This is a genomic window from Planococcus sp. FY231025 (assembly GCF_052078085.1).
Lineage (GTDB): Bacteria > Bacillota > Bacilli > Bacillales_A > Planococcaceae > Planococcus.
In genome coordinates this window covers 240,451-255,114 of sequence record NZ_JBQJJG010000005.1, presented here as the reverse complement: position 1 = coordinate 255,114, position 14,664 = coordinate 240,451, and the positions used below count along the sequence as shown (strand labels likewise).

At 53.3% G+C, this 14,664-nt stretch carries 17 protein-coding genes and 1 other annotated feature; of the genes, 1 reads left to right on the top strand and 16 read right to left on the bottom strand.

What is annotated here, in order from left to right:
- Nucleotides 1–28: 28 nt before the first annotated feature.
- The 8 genes from ACTL32_RS07610 to ruvA form a co-directional block, all read right to left on the bottom strand.
- A complete protein-coding gene (locus ACTL32_RS07610) occupies nucleotides 29–385 on the bottom strand; it encodes a LapA family protein (protein ID WP_441340892.1) in 357 nt (118 codons plus the stop codon).
- An 82-nt stretch (nucleotides 386–467) separates the two neighbouring features.
- On the bottom strand, nucleotides 468–2,744 hold the full coding sequence (gene secDF, locus ACTL32_RS07605) for a protein translocase subunit SecDF (protein ID WP_441340891.1): 2,277 nt from the start codon (nucleotides 2,742–2,744) through the stop codon (nucleotides 468–470).
- Between the two features lie 66 nt (nucleotides 2,745–2,810).
- Entirely contained in the window at nucleotides 2,811–3,131 is a 321-nt protein-coding gene (locus tag ACTL32_RS07600) for a post-transcriptional regulator (RefSeq protein ID WP_441340890.1), read from the bottom strand.
- A 575-nt stretch (nucleotides 3,132–3,706) separates the two neighbouring features.
- Complete coding sequence (yajC, locus tag ACTL32_RS07595) at nucleotides 3,707–3,982, bottom strand: preprotein translocase subunit YajC (protein ID WP_441340889.1); 276 nt, start codon at nucleotides 3,980–3,982, stop codon at nucleotides 3,707–3,709.
- Nucleotides 3,983–4,019: 37 nt separating this feature from the next.
- Complete coding sequence (gene tgt / locus ACTL32_RS07590) at nucleotides 4,020–5,162, bottom strand: tRNA guanosine(34) transglycosylase Tgt (RefSeq protein ID WP_204890379.1); 1,143 nt, start codon at nucleotides 5,160–5,162, stop codon at nucleotides 4,020–4,022.
- Entirely contained in the window at nucleotides 5,159–6,211 is a 1,053-nt protein-coding gene (queA, locus tag ACTL32_RS07585; RefSeq protein WP_441340888.1) for a tRNA preQ1(34) S-adenosylmethionine ribosyltransferase-isomerase QueA, read from the bottom strand. Before queA ends, tgt begins: the two co-directional genes overlap by 4 nt.
- 13 nt (nucleotides 6,212–6,224) lie before the next feature.
- Nucleotides 6,225–7,229, bottom strand: a complete 1,005-nt coding sequence (gene ruvB / locus ACTL32_RS07580; protein WP_441340887.1) for a Holliday junction branch migration DNA helicase RuvB — start codon at nucleotides 7,227–7,229, stop codon at nucleotides 6,225–6,227.
- A gap of 19 nt (nucleotides 7,230–7,248) precedes the next feature.
- Nucleotides 7,249–7,845 carry a Holliday junction branch migration protein RuvA gene (ruvA, locus tag ACTL32_RS07575; RefSeq protein WP_204890376.1) on the bottom strand — a complete coding sequence of 199 codons (597 nt, stop codon included), beginning with the start codon at nucleotides 7,843–7,845 and terminating at the stop codon, nucleotides 7,249–7,251.
- Nucleotides 7,846–7,972: 127 nt separating this feature from the next.
- Between ruvA and ACTL32_RS07570 the strand changes: the two genes are divergently transcribed.
- Entirely contained in the window at nucleotides 7,973–8,506 is a 534-nt protein-coding gene (locus ACTL32_RS07570) for a transcription repressor NadR (protein ID WP_441340886.1), read from the top strand.
- Nucleotides 8,507–8,928: 422 nt separating this feature from the next.
- On the opposite strand, the gene pheA is transcribed toward ACTL32_RS07570, so the two are convergent.
- The 8 genes from pheA to minD all read right to left on the bottom strand — a co-directional run bounded on the left by pheA (nucleotide 8,929) and on the right by minD (nucleotide 14,664).
- Nucleotides 8,929–9,798, bottom strand: a complete 870-nt coding sequence (pheA, locus tag ACTL32_RS07565; protein ID WP_441340885.1) for a prephenate dehydratase — start codon at nucleotides 9,796–9,798, stop codon at nucleotides 8,929–8,931.
- Between the two features lie 15 nt (nucleotides 9,799–9,813).
- Nucleotides 9,814–10,266: an ACT domain-containing protein gene (locus tag ACTL32_RS07560; RefSeq protein ID WP_441340884.1), complete on the bottom strand. Its 453-nt coding sequence runs from the start codon at nucleotides 10,264–10,266 to the stop codon at nucleotides 9,814–9,816.
- 15 nt (nucleotides 10,267–10,281) lie between these two features.
- Nucleotides 10,282–11,571, bottom strand: a complete 1,290-nt coding sequence (gene obgE, locus ACTL32_RS07555) for a GTPase ObgE (protein WP_441340883.1) — start codon at nucleotides 11,569–11,571, stop codon at nucleotides 10,282–10,284.
- Between the two features lies 1 nt (nucleotide 11,572).
- On the bottom strand, nucleotides 11,573–12,088 hold the full coding sequence (locus ACTL32_RS07550) for a Spo0B domain-containing protein (protein WP_441340882.1): 516 nt from the start codon (nucleotides 12,086–12,088) through the stop codon (nucleotides 11,573–11,575).
- Nucleotides 12,089–12,231: 143 nt separating this feature from the next.
- Entirely contained in the window at nucleotides 12,232–12,522 is a 291-nt protein-coding gene (rpmA, locus tag ACTL32_RS07545; protein ID WP_204890370.1) for a 50S ribosomal protein L27, read from the bottom strand.
- 13 nt (nucleotides 12,523–12,535) lie between these two features.
- Nucleotides 12,536–12,865 (bottom strand): ribosomal-processing cysteine protease Prp, encoded by a 330-nt coding sequence (locus tag ACTL32_RS07540; protein ID WP_441340881.1) that lies wholly within the window; start codon nucleotides 12,863–12,865, stop codon nucleotides 12,536–12,538.
- 2 nt (nucleotides 12,866–12,867) lie between these two features.
- A complete protein-coding gene (gene rplU / locus ACTL32_RS07535; RefSeq protein ID WP_441340880.1) occupies nucleotides 12,868–13,176 on the bottom strand; it encodes a 50S ribosomal protein L21 in 309 nt (102 codons plus the stop codon).
- A 14-nt stretch (nucleotides 13,177–13,190) separates the two neighbouring features.
- Nucleotides 13,191–13,270, bottom strand: a sequence feature (ribosomal protein L21 leader region).
- Between the two features lie 593 nt (nucleotides 13,271–13,863).
- Entirely contained in the window at nucleotides 13,864–14,664 is an 801-nt protein-coding gene (minD, locus tag ACTL32_RS07530; protein ID WP_441340879.1) for a septum site-determining protein MinD, read from the bottom strand.

The following is a 14,664-nucleotide window of genomic DNA, read 5'->3' as shown; positions in this document are numbered from 1 at the left end:
GCGGAGAATGGCGATGCAGCACTGCATCCTATTCCCGGTCTGCCGCCGGTCTTTCTTCACTTGTGACAACCATTGCTTCCGGCGTAATGCCGGCTTTCTGGTATTCGGCAATCTCGTTCTGCTGCGTCGCAATCAGCGATTCCTTGACGGCCATCTCTTTTTGCAGCGCTTTGACTTTCCGTTTTAAGGCGTAGGTACGGATGATGGAGACCGTTGCGCTCAACAGAACGCCAAGTAGTGCTGATATAAGGATGACAAGAATAAGCGGCCACTGCGCTTCGCCGAAGACATAATTCACCGGCACGTCGTCGACATTGACCACGGCGAAAATCGCGATGATGACGGCGAACACCAATCCGAGCAAAATAAGCCATTGAAATTTCATATTGTACAACTCCTTCCATATAAGAATAAAAAAAAGAACAGGGTGTTATGAATCCATACCCTGTTCCTTTTCATTTATAAACTTATACGACAGGCTCGTCAGAACCCCATTTGTTTTTCTCTTCCAATTTCTCGATATCGATCGGGCCGTTTTTGCGGAACTCGCGCTTTTTCAAGACGAGCCACAATTGGGCAGCGATGAAAATCGAAGAATACGTTCCAGCGACCAATCCGATCAATAATGCAATCGAGAAGTTCGTAATGGACGGTGCACCGAAGATCAATAAGGCAACAACCACCAGCACCACGGTCAATACGGTGTTCACCGAACGGCCAAGCGTCTGGCGAAGCGATTTGTTGACGATGATCTCGAGCTGCTCCTCGGAATCGATCTTCTTGATGTGGCGCATATTTTCACGGATCCGGTCAAACGTGACAATCGTATCGTTGATTGAATAACCGACGATTGTCAGCACGGCTGCAATGAACGTCACATCCACTTCTAGCCGCAAGAGGCTGAATACCGCAATGATGAAGAACGTATCATGGATCAACGCGACAATAGAAGCAAGAGCCATGCGCCATTCAAAGCGCAAGGTCGCGTAGATAATGATGCCGATTGCAGCAATGGCAAGTGCGTAAAGCGCATTTTTTGCCAGTTCCTGTCCGACGGTCGGCGATACGGTCGAAACGTTCGGCTCGATGCCAAACTCTTCAACGGCTGCATTTTTCAGCTCTTCGATCTCTCCCTGGCTGAATTCTTCAGTGTAGCGGGTTACGCCAAGGTTCGAATCATCGCCGGAGATGACGATATCATCCGATGGGAATCCGGCTTCTTCAAGGAAGTCTTCCACCTGATCTTTTGTAAGCGCTGAATCCGCCGCAATTTCCACGCGTGTTCCTTCGGTGAAATCAATGCCGAGGTTCAGGCGGAAAATGCCGAGCACGACCATGCCTGCAAGAATCAATACAAGCGAGATCGCAAAGAATTTATTGCGGTTGCCGGCAAAGTCGAAACGGTCGAAACGCGTCGACAAGTCGAGGATTTCCAAGTTCTCGCTCTTGTCGTGGATCTGCGATTTCCGCAGTCCGAACAATCCAGGTTTGCCGTCCATTATGCCGCTGCCGACCAGAAGGCCGAGCAATAGGCGCGAGCCCCAGACAGCAGTCAGGAAGCTGACAAGGATCGAGATGATCAACAGCGTCGCGAATCCTTTAACGGAACTTGTTCCGAACCAGAACAAGACGCCGGCTGCGATCATTGTCGTCACGTTGGCATCCAGGATCGCCGAGAACGAGGAAGATGCCCCCGCCTTGAACGATTCCCGCACCGAACGGCCGACGCGGAGTTCCTCGCGGATCCGTTCGTACGTGATGATGTTGGCATCGACTGCCATCCCGACGCCGAGCACGATCGCCGCGATACCCGGCAGCGTCAGAACGCCGCCGATCAACTCGAATACCAGAAGGATCAGGTAGACATAGACGGAAAGCGTCACGACTGCGATCAGTCCAGGTATACGGTAGAAAATCACCATGAACAGCAATACAAGAGCAATACCGATCGCCGCAGCGAATACGGTCTGGTCAAGTGCCTGTGCACCGAACTGTGCACCGACGGATGTCGAATAGATTTCTTCAAGCGCCACCGGCAATGCACCGGCGTTCAGGATGCCCGCAAGGTTCTGGGTCTCTTCTACAGTGAACGCGCCGGAGATTTCAACAGACGGTGAGTTGATGCGCTGGCGAACGTTCGGGTCGGAAACGAATTTCGGATCCGGTTTCCCGAGTTCAGCTGCGTACGAATCAACGCCTTCCTCGAAATCAAGCCAAATCACCAAAACGTTGCTTGGCGGCGGCAATTGAGCAATTTCGCCGGTGATTTCAGCGAATTTGCCCGGGTCGTTCAATTCAAGCGTAACGATCGGCTGGCCATCCTGTCCGAATGTCGCCGTAGCGCCGCCTTGCTTCAAGTCGCTTCCATCCAGCATGACTTCGTCTTCGAAGTTGCGGAATGTCAAATTGGCTTCAGTCGAAAGGAGTTCCCGGGCTTGCGCCTGGTCTTCCACGCCAGCCAGCTGCACGCGGATGCGGTCGTCCCCTTCGATCGTGATGACCGGTTCACTGACGCCGAGCACGTTGATCCGGCTCATCAATGCGTCAGTCGTATCGGCCAGGACATCCTGTGTGATCTCCTGGCCTTCTTCAAGCGGCTGTACTTCATACAGGACTTCAAATCCGCCCTGCAGGTCGAGCCCTAATTTAATGTCTTTAGCGATGGGTAAACTCGTGGTGCCAATCAATCCTGCCAGTACGATGACCAGTAAGAAAAAGGCTATGATGCGACCTCTTGCTTTCATATGTAACTATTCCTCCTCGATGTGAAACACACAGCACTTTCATTATGAAACAGGCGTTGATGGGTGTCAAATTGATTTTGGCTTTTTATGGGATGGCCGCAACAGCTCTTCTAGATCCGCCATATTGCCTTCTGTGAACCAGCTTCCGCTCTTCAGGCCTTCGACTTGGTTATAGGCGACGAAGTCCGAAGCCCGGATGTCCATGATGTCGTTGACCATCTCGTGGATGCGCAATTCACCGATATCTTTTTTCTTCCATTTTTTCTTCAAGCAATACTGCCAAAGGTCTTCAGTTGAGAATGTATCGTACTGAAAATAATGGAATTCAGCCACTTTGCTTTCAAGCGCTGGCAATACCGCATCGTATTGATCGGTAAATTTTAACATTTCTTGTCTCCTTCCATCCGTTCTTTTCCATTGTAGCCGATTGCAGAAACATTTTGAACATTGGTTTATTAATATTTTATTCTTTTTTAGCATCGCTGAGTTTTTCTATTGCTTAGAGATTGTTGAGCGCGTGCTGCTAATATAAGATGCTTCTTTAATTCCGCTTCGGCCGCTTGGGGAAAGCAAAGACGATTGCTCCTGCGCAAGCTCGTCGCAAAGGCGCTGCCGAAAGTGCCCGGCACCACCTTGGCTCTCGCGATGAGCCGGGAAGGACGCCTGTCTCTTCGCTTCGCCTAGCCCACTGGCGCGCCGGCGCTGGTACTGTTTATTGCAGGCTGATAATTCCATCATTAGCAGTACTATCTAAGATATGGAGCAAAACTGCGGAGACGCCCGCGGGAAAGCGAGACAGCCGAGACCCCGCAAGCCGCAAGGCGGCTGAGGAGGCTTGGCGCTCGCCCGCAGGCAAGCGCAGCTGTTTTGCGGAATATCGGTAATACAATTTCTCAGTTCAATTTATATATTCATGGTTTTATTCAAAAAAAATCGCCTTCTGCAAGGAAGGCGAACTTTTCTTAGACGGTCGTTTTAGCTGTGTCCACCACGCGTGCGATCGCTTGGCGCTCGAACTGCATGCGAGTTCCGTCAGCTACTGTGATGTAGATTGTTGCATCGTCAACTGCATCGACGGTGCCGTGAAGGCCTCCGATTGTGACGATGCGGTCGCCGCGGCGCAATTCCGACTGCATGTTCGCCGTCGCTTTCTGGCGTTTTTGTGCAGGACGGATAATGAAAAGCCACATTAATAGGAACATTAACAATAAAGGTGATAACGCAATAATTGTATCCATTTTTCAATTTCCCCCCTTCGCTGTCTCTTTTTCTAAATCAGAAATTCTTAGCGTTTGGCTTATTGAAACCGTAGGCTTCAAAAAATTCTTCGCGGAAATCTCCCAGGCGGTCTTCGCGGATTGCTTGACGTACCTGCTCCATTAAGTTTAACAGAAAATGAAGATTATGATAACTAGTAAGTCGAAGGCCGAACGTTTCGTCTGCACGAAGCAGGTGATGGACGTAGGCGCGGGAATAATTCGTGCATGTGTAGCAATCGCATTTCTCATCAAGCGGCTTGAAATCATGCTTGAATTTGGCGTTCTTGATGTTCAGGCGGCCTTCGCTTGTCATCAAGGTGCCGTTGCGCGCGATGCGGGTCGGCAGGACGCAGTCGAACATGTCGACGCCTCGAATCGAACCGTCGATTAAGGAGTCTGGCGAACCGACGCCCATCAGGTAGCGCGGTTTGTCAGCCGGCATGTGCGGCGTCGTGAATTCCAATACGCGGTTCATGACGTCTTTCGGTTCGCCGACGGACAAGCCGCCGATCGCATAGCCCGGGAAGTCGAGCGACACAAGGTCCTGTGCGCTTTGTTTGCGCAGGTCTTCGAATTCGCCGCCCTGGATAATACCGAACAAGCCTTGGTCCTCTTTGCGCGCATGCGCTTCGATGCAGCGCTCTGCCCAGCGGGATGTCCGCTCGACGCTTGATTTCATGTATTCATGCGTTGCCGGGTACGGCGGGCACTCGTCGAAAGCCATCATGATGTCGGACCCCAAATCGTTCTGGATCTGCATCGCTTTTTCCGGGCTCAGGAACAGCTTGTCGCCGTTCATGTGGTTGCGGAAATGGACGCCTTCTTCTTTGATGTTGCGGAATTCGCTCAGCGAGAACACCTGGAATCCGCCGGAATCGGTCAGAATCGGACGGTCCCAGTTCATGAATTTATGGAGGCCGCCCGCTTCTTTGACGACGTCATTGCCGGGGCGCAGCCACAAGTGGTACGTATTGCTGAGGATGATGCCCGCTCCCATCGCTTTCAGTTCTTCCGGCGACATCGTCTTGACAGTCGCCTGCGTGCCGACCGGCATGAATGCCGGCGTTTCGAATGAGCCGTGCGGCGTGTGGACGATCCCGAGGCGCGCGCCGGTCTGTTTGCAAGTTTTGATGTGTTCGTACCATACTGCTTGAGTCATTGGTGAGTCTCCTTTTTCTTCGGTTCAATAAACATCGCGTCTCCAAACGAGAAGAAGCGGTAGCGTTCTTGGACAGCTTCGTTATAGGCGTTCAAAATGGCGTCGCGGTTCGACAGCGCGCTGACCAGCATGACAAGCGTCGATTTCGGCAAGTGGAAATTGGTGATCAAACCGTCGATCGCTTTGAACTCGTAGCCCGGGAAAATGAAAATATCGGTCCAGCCGCTGTCTTCCTGCAGCTCGCCGCCGAAACGATTCGCCACGGATTCTAGCGTCCGGGTCGACGTCGTGCCGACCGAAATGACGCGTCCGCCGTTCTTCTTCGTGTTGTTGATGAGGTCAGCCGTATCCTGGTTGATGCGGTAGAACTCGGCGTGCATTTCGTGGTCTTCGATCGAATCGACCGATACCGGGCGGAACGTGCCAAGCCCGACGTGCAGCGTGATAAAGGCGATATTGACGCCTTTCGCACGGATTTCGTCCAGCAAGCTTTCCGTAAAATGAAGGCCGGCAGTCGGCGCCGCAGCGCTCCCCCGCTCTTTTGCGAACACCGTCTGGTAGCGGTCCTGGTCTTCGAGTTTCTCGCGGATATACGGCGGCAGCGGCATTTCGCCGAGCTGGTCGAGGATCTCATAGAAGATGCCGTCGTAGATCATCTTGAAATGGCGTCCGCCGTGGTCCAAGAGGCCGACGCATTCGGCTTTCAATAAGCCTTCGCCGAATGAAATCACAGTGCCGACTTTCACTTTCTTCGCCGGTTTCACAAGTGTTTCCCAAACATCTTCCTCGATTTGCTTCAACAGCAGCAATTCAATGTTCGCACCGGTGTCTTCTTTCGTGCCCATGAGGCGCGCCGGCAAGACGCGCGTATCGTTCAGGACCAGCGTATCGCCTTCGTGGAGGTGTTCGATGATGTCGCGGAAATGGCGGTGGGTGACGTCGCCGGATTCCTTGTCCATGACCAAAAGCCGGCTCGACGTACGGTCAAGGAGCGGCGTCTGGGCGATCAGCTCTTCCGGCAATTCGAAATCAAAATCATTTACGTTCATGTTAAAACTTCCTTTATTTAGATTCAGGCATTTCCATATTGAAATGCTCATAGGCGGTGTGGGTGACAACGCGGCCTCTCGGGGTCCGCTGAATAAAACCGATCTGCAGGAGATACGGTTCGTAGACGTCTTCGATCGTCGTCGATTCCTCGCCGATGCTCGCGGCAATCGTATCAAGTCCGACCGGGCCGCCGCGGAACCGCGTGATCATGCCCATCATCAGCTTGTGGTCGATGTGGTCGAGGCCGAGCGGGTCGACCTGGAGCATCTCAAGCGCCTGTTCAGCGATGGTTTCGGTGATCGTGCCGTTGCCGCGCACCTGCGCAAAATCGCGCACGCGCTTCAAGAGGCGGTTCGCAATTCGCGGGGTCCCACGGCTTCGACGGGCAATTTCAACCGCAGCGTTCGAGGCGATGTCCGCCTCGAACAGCTTCGAACTCCGCTCGACGATGTCCGTCAGCGATTCCGTGTCGTAATAGTCAAGACGCGCATGCACGCCGAAACGGTCGCGCAGCGGCGCGGACAAGGCTCCTGCACGCGTTGTGGCACCGATCAAGGTGAACGGCGGGAGATCAAGCCGCACCGAGCGCGCTGTCGGGCCTTTGCCGACGACGATATCGAGGCAGAAATCCTCCATCGCCGGATACAGCACTTCTTCGATCGAGCGGTTCAGGCGGTGGATCTCGTCGATGAACAAGACGTCTCCGGGTTCAAGCGAGGAGACGATCGCCGCCAAGTCGCCCGGGCGTTCGATCGCCGGGCCGCTCGTCATCTTCACGCCGACTTCCATTTCGTTGGCGATAACCGCAGCGAGCGTCGTCTTCCCGAGTCCGGGAGGCCCGTACAACAGGACGTGGTCCAGGCTTTCCTGGCGCATCTTCGCCGCTTCGATGAAAATCTCGAGGTTGTGCTTCACTTTTTGCTGGCCGATATATTGGGACAGGAATTGCGGGCGCAGCGACTGTTCAAAGCGCTCGTCAAATTCCGATATTTCGCCGCCGATTACACGTTCTTCCATGCCGTTCGCCTCCCTTTCATCAAGATTGTTTCAATAATAATTGCAAGGCCTTCTTCATATAGCCTTCCGTATTCAAGTCCAGGTCTTTCAGCTTCGGCTTCACTTTGGCGATTTCGCGCTCCGAATAGCCGAGGGCGCCAAGGGCGAGCATCGCTTCTTCGAGTTCGATATCGTCATCCGACAACAAGCCCGGCGCATCGTTCGAAAGGAACGGCGCATCGAAAAACTCCGCCAGCTTGCCTTTCAAGTCGAGGATCATCTGGCGTGCGGTCTTTTTGCCGACGCCCGGGAATTTCACGAGGTACGACTCGTCTTCCCGCTCGATCGCTTCGATGACGTGCTGCGGCTCGCCACTCGCCAAGATAGCCAAGGCCCCTTTCGGCCCAATGCCCGACACCGAGATGAGCTTGCGGAACAATTCCCGCTGCTCGAGCGTCGGGAAGCCGAACAGGAGATGTGCATCTTCCCGCACGTGGTGGTGCAGGAACACCTGCAACTCCTCCGTGCCGAATGAGTACGGGTTCGGGGCGAAAATCTGCCAGCCGACCCCTTGCTGTTCCACTACCAAATATTCAGGCGTCACCCGCGTGACGACCCCTTTTATGTAATCATACATGTATGTTCGCTCCTTCAATTTAACCTATTGATTATAGCATATTTGTTCGCCTTATACGAAATAAACCCGTTCGGAATTTGTCCGTGGTAAGATAGAATTATTATATTGAGAAAGCTGGGATTTCTTTATGAAAAAACTTTACGGCGAACAGCGCCGCCAGATTTTATTGGAGAAATTAAAGACAGCGGGAGCTCCCCTGACCGGCGGCGAACTCGCGTCATTTGCGGGCGTTTCGCGCCAGGTCATCGTCAGCGACATGACGCTTCTGAAAGCGCGCAGCGAACCGATCCTCGCGACGAGCCAGGGCTATCTGTACATGGACAAAGGGGCAACCGGCGAAGCGAGCCGCCAGATCGCCTGCCGCCACCTGCCGGATGAAACGGAAGAAGAACTGCTGATCCTCGTCGGTGCGGGCGCGACGGTCAAGGACGTCTCGGTCGAGCATCCGGTGTACGGTGAATTGACGGCCGGCATCCACGTCTCGAATGCTGCGGAAGTCGGCGTGTTCATGGAACGCGTACGCGCGACCGGGGCTAGCTACCTGCTTGAGCTGACGGACGGGACGCACCTCCACACGATCACCGGGCCGACTGAAGCGGTACTCGATGCGGCGGTCGACGCGATGCGTAAGCACGGGTTTTTGTTGGAGGATACGGAATAGGGTTTATAGAAGGAGCGCGGAATCTTCATTGATTCTGCGCTTTTTTTGTTGGGAGATTTTTTGGGTGTGGTTTATCGGCGATATTTGAATTTTATCTGCAATATTTCGGATTTATCTGCGATTCTCGAATTTTATCTGCGATTCTCGAATTTTATCTGCGATTCTCACGTTTTATCGACGATTCACCCTTCTCCGCGGCTTTCTCCAAAACCTTGAACCCCTCCGAATGCCGGCTTTTTGCAAGCGAAAAGCGAAAATGCCACATTACTTGCAGTATTCCATATTTACTTGCAGCAAACTGAGTTTTACTTGCATCATTCCTCCTTTTACTTGCACCACCCCCTTTTCACATGCGGCACCCTCTTTTATTCCATCCCTCGCCCACAAAAAAATCCCGCAGCACCCAGGCTGCGGGACAGATCTTACGAATTCTTATAGACATAATACGAGCCGAGCGTCTTGACTTCGCAGCCGATCGCTGCGAGTTCCTCGAGGGCGCCGCGCATCATCGTCGCGCTTTCGTCTTCGAGCACGTCGACGATGAAGAAATAGTCGCCGAGCCCGGTTTTCAGCGGGCGCGACTCGATTTTGCTCAAGTTGAGCTGGCGCCACGCGAAGACGGACAGGATCTGGTGCAGCACACCCGACCGGTCGTCTTTCGGCGGCGAGATCATGAGCGTCGTTTTGACCTGGTCTTCGTGCCCCGGAATCTCCAGTTTGTGGTCCGTTTTCGACAACACGAAAAAGCGCGTGTGGTTGAAATGGAAATCGTGGATGTCGCGGTGCAGGATCGTCAAGCCGTATTTCTGGGCCGAGAATTCATTGCCGATCGCCGCAATCGGGCGCTCCGGAAGCTCCGACACCATCTTCGCCGCCGCCGACGTCGAGCTGTACTGCTCGAGCGGCGTGTTGCGGTAGGTGTAGAACAGGAATTTATGGCTCTGCGCGAGCGCCTGCGGATGCGAATAGATCGCTTCGAAGGACTCGGCATCGGCATTTTCCGGATGCACCAGGAAATGCTGACCGATCGGCGAAAGGACTTCCGCCGTGACGTACAATTGCGCTTCGTGGAATAAATAATCGACGGTCAATGACACGGATCCTTCAAGTGCATTTTCAAGCGGCACGACCGCGTACTCGACGCGGCCTTCCGCCACTGCTTCGATGCATTCGGGAATCGTGGGAAATGGCACGAGTGGCCCTTCCGGAAACACCCGGGCTGCCGCCAAATGGGTGAATGAGGCTTCGGGCCCCAAATAAGAAATCCCGTTTTTCACATGTTGTTCTGCCATCTTACCGCTCCTCACTTATGATGATCCGCTTGATACCACATCAGCCGATTCGACAAAGTCGAGCTTTTTCAGCTGCTGCAAAAACGCATCCAATTCCATATCCATCGCCGTCACATCCAGCGACAAGGTGACGTTCGCACGGCCTTGGATCGGGATGGTCTGGTGGATGGTCAAAATATTGCACCCGGCTTCCGCAACCGACTGGAGTAGGGTCGCAAGCGTCCCGGATCGGTCCTCAAGCTGCAGAAACACAGTGAGGATCCGTTCCTTGACGATTGAATGGAATGGAAATACCGCATCCCGATATTTGTAGAATGCGCTGCGCGAAAGGCCGGTCTGGTTGACCGCGTCCATGATGGACATGCGGTCGCGCTGCAGGAGGCGCTTGACTTCGAGCGTCTTCTGCATCGCTTCGGTCAGGACGTCCTCCCGCACCAAATAATACCGTTGTTCCGATACATCCTTCATCCAACTACCTCCAACTTAATCCATAAATTCGAATTCGAACTCAAGCAGGCGGACTGTGTCGCCGTTTTCGGCGCCGCGCTCACGGAGAGCGTCATCGATGCCCATGCCGCGCATCTGGCGCGCAAAGCGGCGGATCGAATCTTCCCGCGAGAAATCGGTCATCTTGAACAGGCGCTCGATCGCGTAGCCGCTCAAGACGTAAGCACCATCCGGATCGCGCGTGATGTGGAAACCATCCGCATCCGATTCGTGCTTGTAAAGAACCGTGCTTTCCGACTCGTCGGCCGCTTCGTCGATGAGCGGGAATTCCGGCGTGACTTCGATCAGGTCCGCAATGGCGAATAAAAGATTCGACAAGCCCTGGCGGCTGAGTGCGGAGATCGGGAAAATCTGTGCATCTTCCGGCATCTTCTCGCGGAACTTCTTCAAGTTCTCTTCAGCATCCGGCATGTCCATTTTGTTCGCCACGATCAATTCCGGGCGTTCTGTCAGGCGCATATTGTACTGCTTCAATTCTTCTGTGATCGTCATATAGTCTTCGTACGGGTCGCGGCCTTCCATGCCGGACATGTCGATGACATGGATGATAACGCGCGTGCGTTCGATGTGGCGCAGGAACTGATGCCCCAGGCCGACGCCTTCATGCGCGCCTTCGATCAGGCCGGGAAGGTCCGCCATGACGAAGCTGCGGTGATCTTCCGTTTCCACCATGCCGAGGTTCGGCACGATCGTCGTGAAGTGGTATTCCGCAATTTTCGGTTTTGCTGCCGAAACGACCGACAGAAGCGTCGATTTCCCGACGCTTGGGAAGCCGACAAGGCCGGCATCCGCCAACACTTTCAGTTCAAGCACGACATTGCGCTCAAAGCCCGGTTCCCCTTTTTCCGAAAGTTCCGGTGCCGGGTTCGACGGTGTGGCGAAACGGGAGTTCCCGCGTCCGCCGCGCCCGCCGCGAGCGATGATCGCCGTCTGGCCATGCTCGACCAAATCCGCAATCGTTTCACCCGTTTCAGCGTCTTTTACCACCGTGCCCGGCGGAACTTTGATATACGTATCCGGTGCTTTCGCGCCGTGCTGGTTCTTGCTCATTCCGTGCGTACCGCGGTCGGCCTTAAAGATCCGCTTGTAGCGGAAATCCATCAGCGTGCGCAAACCTTCTTCAACCACAAACACGACATTGCCGCCTTTGCCGCCGTCGCCGCCTGCTGGCCCGCCGTTTGGTACATATTTTTCGCGGCGGAACGCAACCATACCGTCCCCGCCGTCGCCACCTCTAACATAAACTTTTACGTGATCGACAAACATATTATCCCTCCATCTGTGCGCGGATGGTCCATTTCGACCGATCGCCTTCGCACGCTTTTGTTGCATTTATTGCTGATTCTTCGGGGAACTCGAGACTTGCCCAGTCCCCGTTCAATGAAACCTCCGCCGCAAGCGACGGGCCTTCACCGAAGATCCTTATCGTACAAACATATTCAACGTACGGATCCAACTCTGCGCGGACCGACTGGAAGAACGCCTCCAGCGTCCGGGCGTACGCTCCGTCCAGTTCCGGATTTCCTGTGCGCGCTGAAACTTCCAGCACAAACCGGATCTCCGGGAACCGCCACTTCGAAACCAGCAGCCATTCCTCCATCTGCGGCATATGGAGCGCCGACAGATGGCTCAACTGCACAGCCGCTTCGGCATGCGCGCGAATAATCGCTTGGGCCTTTTCGGGTTTCCCCAGGTCCAGGTACATGCTGATCAACTGCAATTCATTCAGAAAATCATGCCGCGCATGGCGAAGCGATTGTGCCACCGATTTTGTCATGTCCATAAGTCACTTCCCGTTTCAGCCTCTTTTATTAGTATACCAATTTTCAGCTGCAAAATCCTGAAATTGAGCCGGGTCGCCCCGATGTCCCGGTGCCTTTATCAAAAAAAGAAAAGGGCTGCCAAAGCAGCCCTTTTCATCTTTTATTAAGCTTCTTGTGCAACTGGGTATACGCTCACTTTTTTGCGATCGCGTCCGTAACGTTCGAAACGTACGATTCCGTCAACTTTTGCAAATAGTGTGTCGTCTCCGCCGCGTCCAACGTTCTCACCTGGATAAATTTTCGTACCGCGTTGACGGTATAAAATTGAACCACCTGATACTAGCTGTCCGTCTGCACGTTTAGCGCCAAGGCGTTTTGATTCTGAGTCACGTCCGTTTCTCGTTGAACCTACACCTTTTTTGGATGCGAAAAACTGAAGATCTAATCTTAACATTCTGTCCCACCTCCTAAGCTGTGAAGGTTATTTTGATATATTGCCCGTAGTCTTGTTCAATCGTTTTCAAGGAAACAATCATCGCGCGTACGAGCAGTTGAACCTGCCCGTCCGTTTTCTCGTCCAGATCCGTTGGGAACACGACTTTCAAAAAGCCGCTGCTCGCCTGCTCGATCTCGGGTTCAATCCCGGTCAGCTCCATAATGGCATTCACCGCTCCAAAAGAGACAGCAGATGCGCCAGCGCAGACGAGGTCTTGCCCGTGTTCGGCAAAGTCCGCATGCCCCGACATTTCAAACGACAAAATGCGGTTGGCTGTTTCTTTCACTTTTACACGTATCATTCTTACAGGTTGATCGCGTCGACAGTCAATTTCGTGTATGGCTGACGATGACCTTGTTTTTTATGGTAGTTCTTTTTAGCTTTGTATTTGAAGACAGTGATTTTTTTCTGTTTGCCGTGTTTTTCAACTTTAGCTGTAACAGTAGCTCCTTCAACAAAAGGAACACCCACTTTAGCGTCATCTCCACCTACAAATAGAACTTTGTCAAATGTGATCGTGTCACCAGCTTCTCCGTTCAATTTCTCAACGTAGATCTCCTGACCCGCTTCAACTTTGATCTGTTTCCCACCAGTTTCAATAATTGCGTACATATCCTTGCACCTCCTCTTAGACTAAGACTCGCCTATTCAGGTGACCTGCATCGCTGCCGGTTCTTGTACCCGATTCGAGCGGTTGTAGCACAGGTGCGCTACAAACATAACATTAGAATAATACCACGCCAGACAACCCGCGTCAACCCTTATTCAAAAGTCGGTGCCGGTGGAATAAACCCTATCGGGAGATTCCTGCTTACGGGCAAGCAGCGGCGAAAACCCAGCGGGCGGAATCCGCCTGCCTCCGGCAATGCGGGAGAGTCCTCTTCTGTTGTTTTCCCGGCTGGGTTCGGGGTTGAAACGCTTTTCTGCGTTTTTATGGTGTCGAGCTGCGTATAGGGTTTTCTTGCGGGAAACGCATCACTAGCGGATGTACACGGTTTTCCGAATTTATCGGCGATATTGACGTTTTATCGGCGATTCCGGAAATATATCGGCGATTTTAAATTTTTATCGACGATATTGGAGTTTTATCGGCGAATCTGAGATTTTATCGGCGATTCCGGTTTCCCGCCTCTCCACCAAACCCAAAACCCTGATTTGAAAAGACCTTCGCTCAGGCGAAGGTCTCCTTTAAAAACAAAAACGCATTTCGCCCCCGGTGAAATGCCATCAAACAAAGAAGTTCATCGTCTCCCGCCCCACAAAAAAACCTCCGCACAAGGTGCGAAGGCTGATCCATTCCTATTTAGAGAAAACCGCTTTGATCTTCGAGAAGAAGCCTTGGTTTTTCTTGTCCATTGTCATGAGCGGCACCGATTCGCCGAGGATGCGGCGGGCGATGTTGCGGTAGCCGAGCGCAGCCGGGTTGTCCGGGTTCATGACCACAGGCTCCCCGCGGTTCGAGCTCGTGATGACGCTCTCGTCGTCCGCGACGATGCCGAGCAAATCGATCGACAGGTGCGTCGTGATTTCATTGACATCCAGCGCTTCACCGGCATTCATCAAATGCTGGCGGATGCGGTTGATGATCAATTTCGGCGGTTCGATATTCTCTTCCATTTCAAGCAGGCCGATGATGCGGTCGGCGTCGCGCACCGCTGAGATTTCAGGGGTGGTCACGACAATCGCCTTGTCCGCACCGGCAACGGCGTTTTTATAGCCTTGCTCGATGCCTGCTGGGCAGTCGATGATGACGAAATCGTAATCTTTCTTGAGTTCCGTCACAAGCTCCCGCATCTGTTCCGGGTTGACGTCGTTCTTGTCAGCCGTCTGAGCAGCTGGCAATAGATACAGCATGTCGTCGAACCGCTTGTCCTTGACGAGCGCCTGGTGCACTTTGCAGCGCCCTTCGAGCACATCGATCAAATCATAGATGATGCGGTTTTCGAGACCCAGGATGACGTCGAGATTGCGCAGGCCGATATCCGTATCGATCAAGCATACTTTCTTACCCTGAAGGGCCAATGCAGTGCCGAGATTGGCGGTTGTCGTCGTTTTGCCGACGCCTCCCTTGCCTGATGTAATTACAATAGCTTCTCCCAC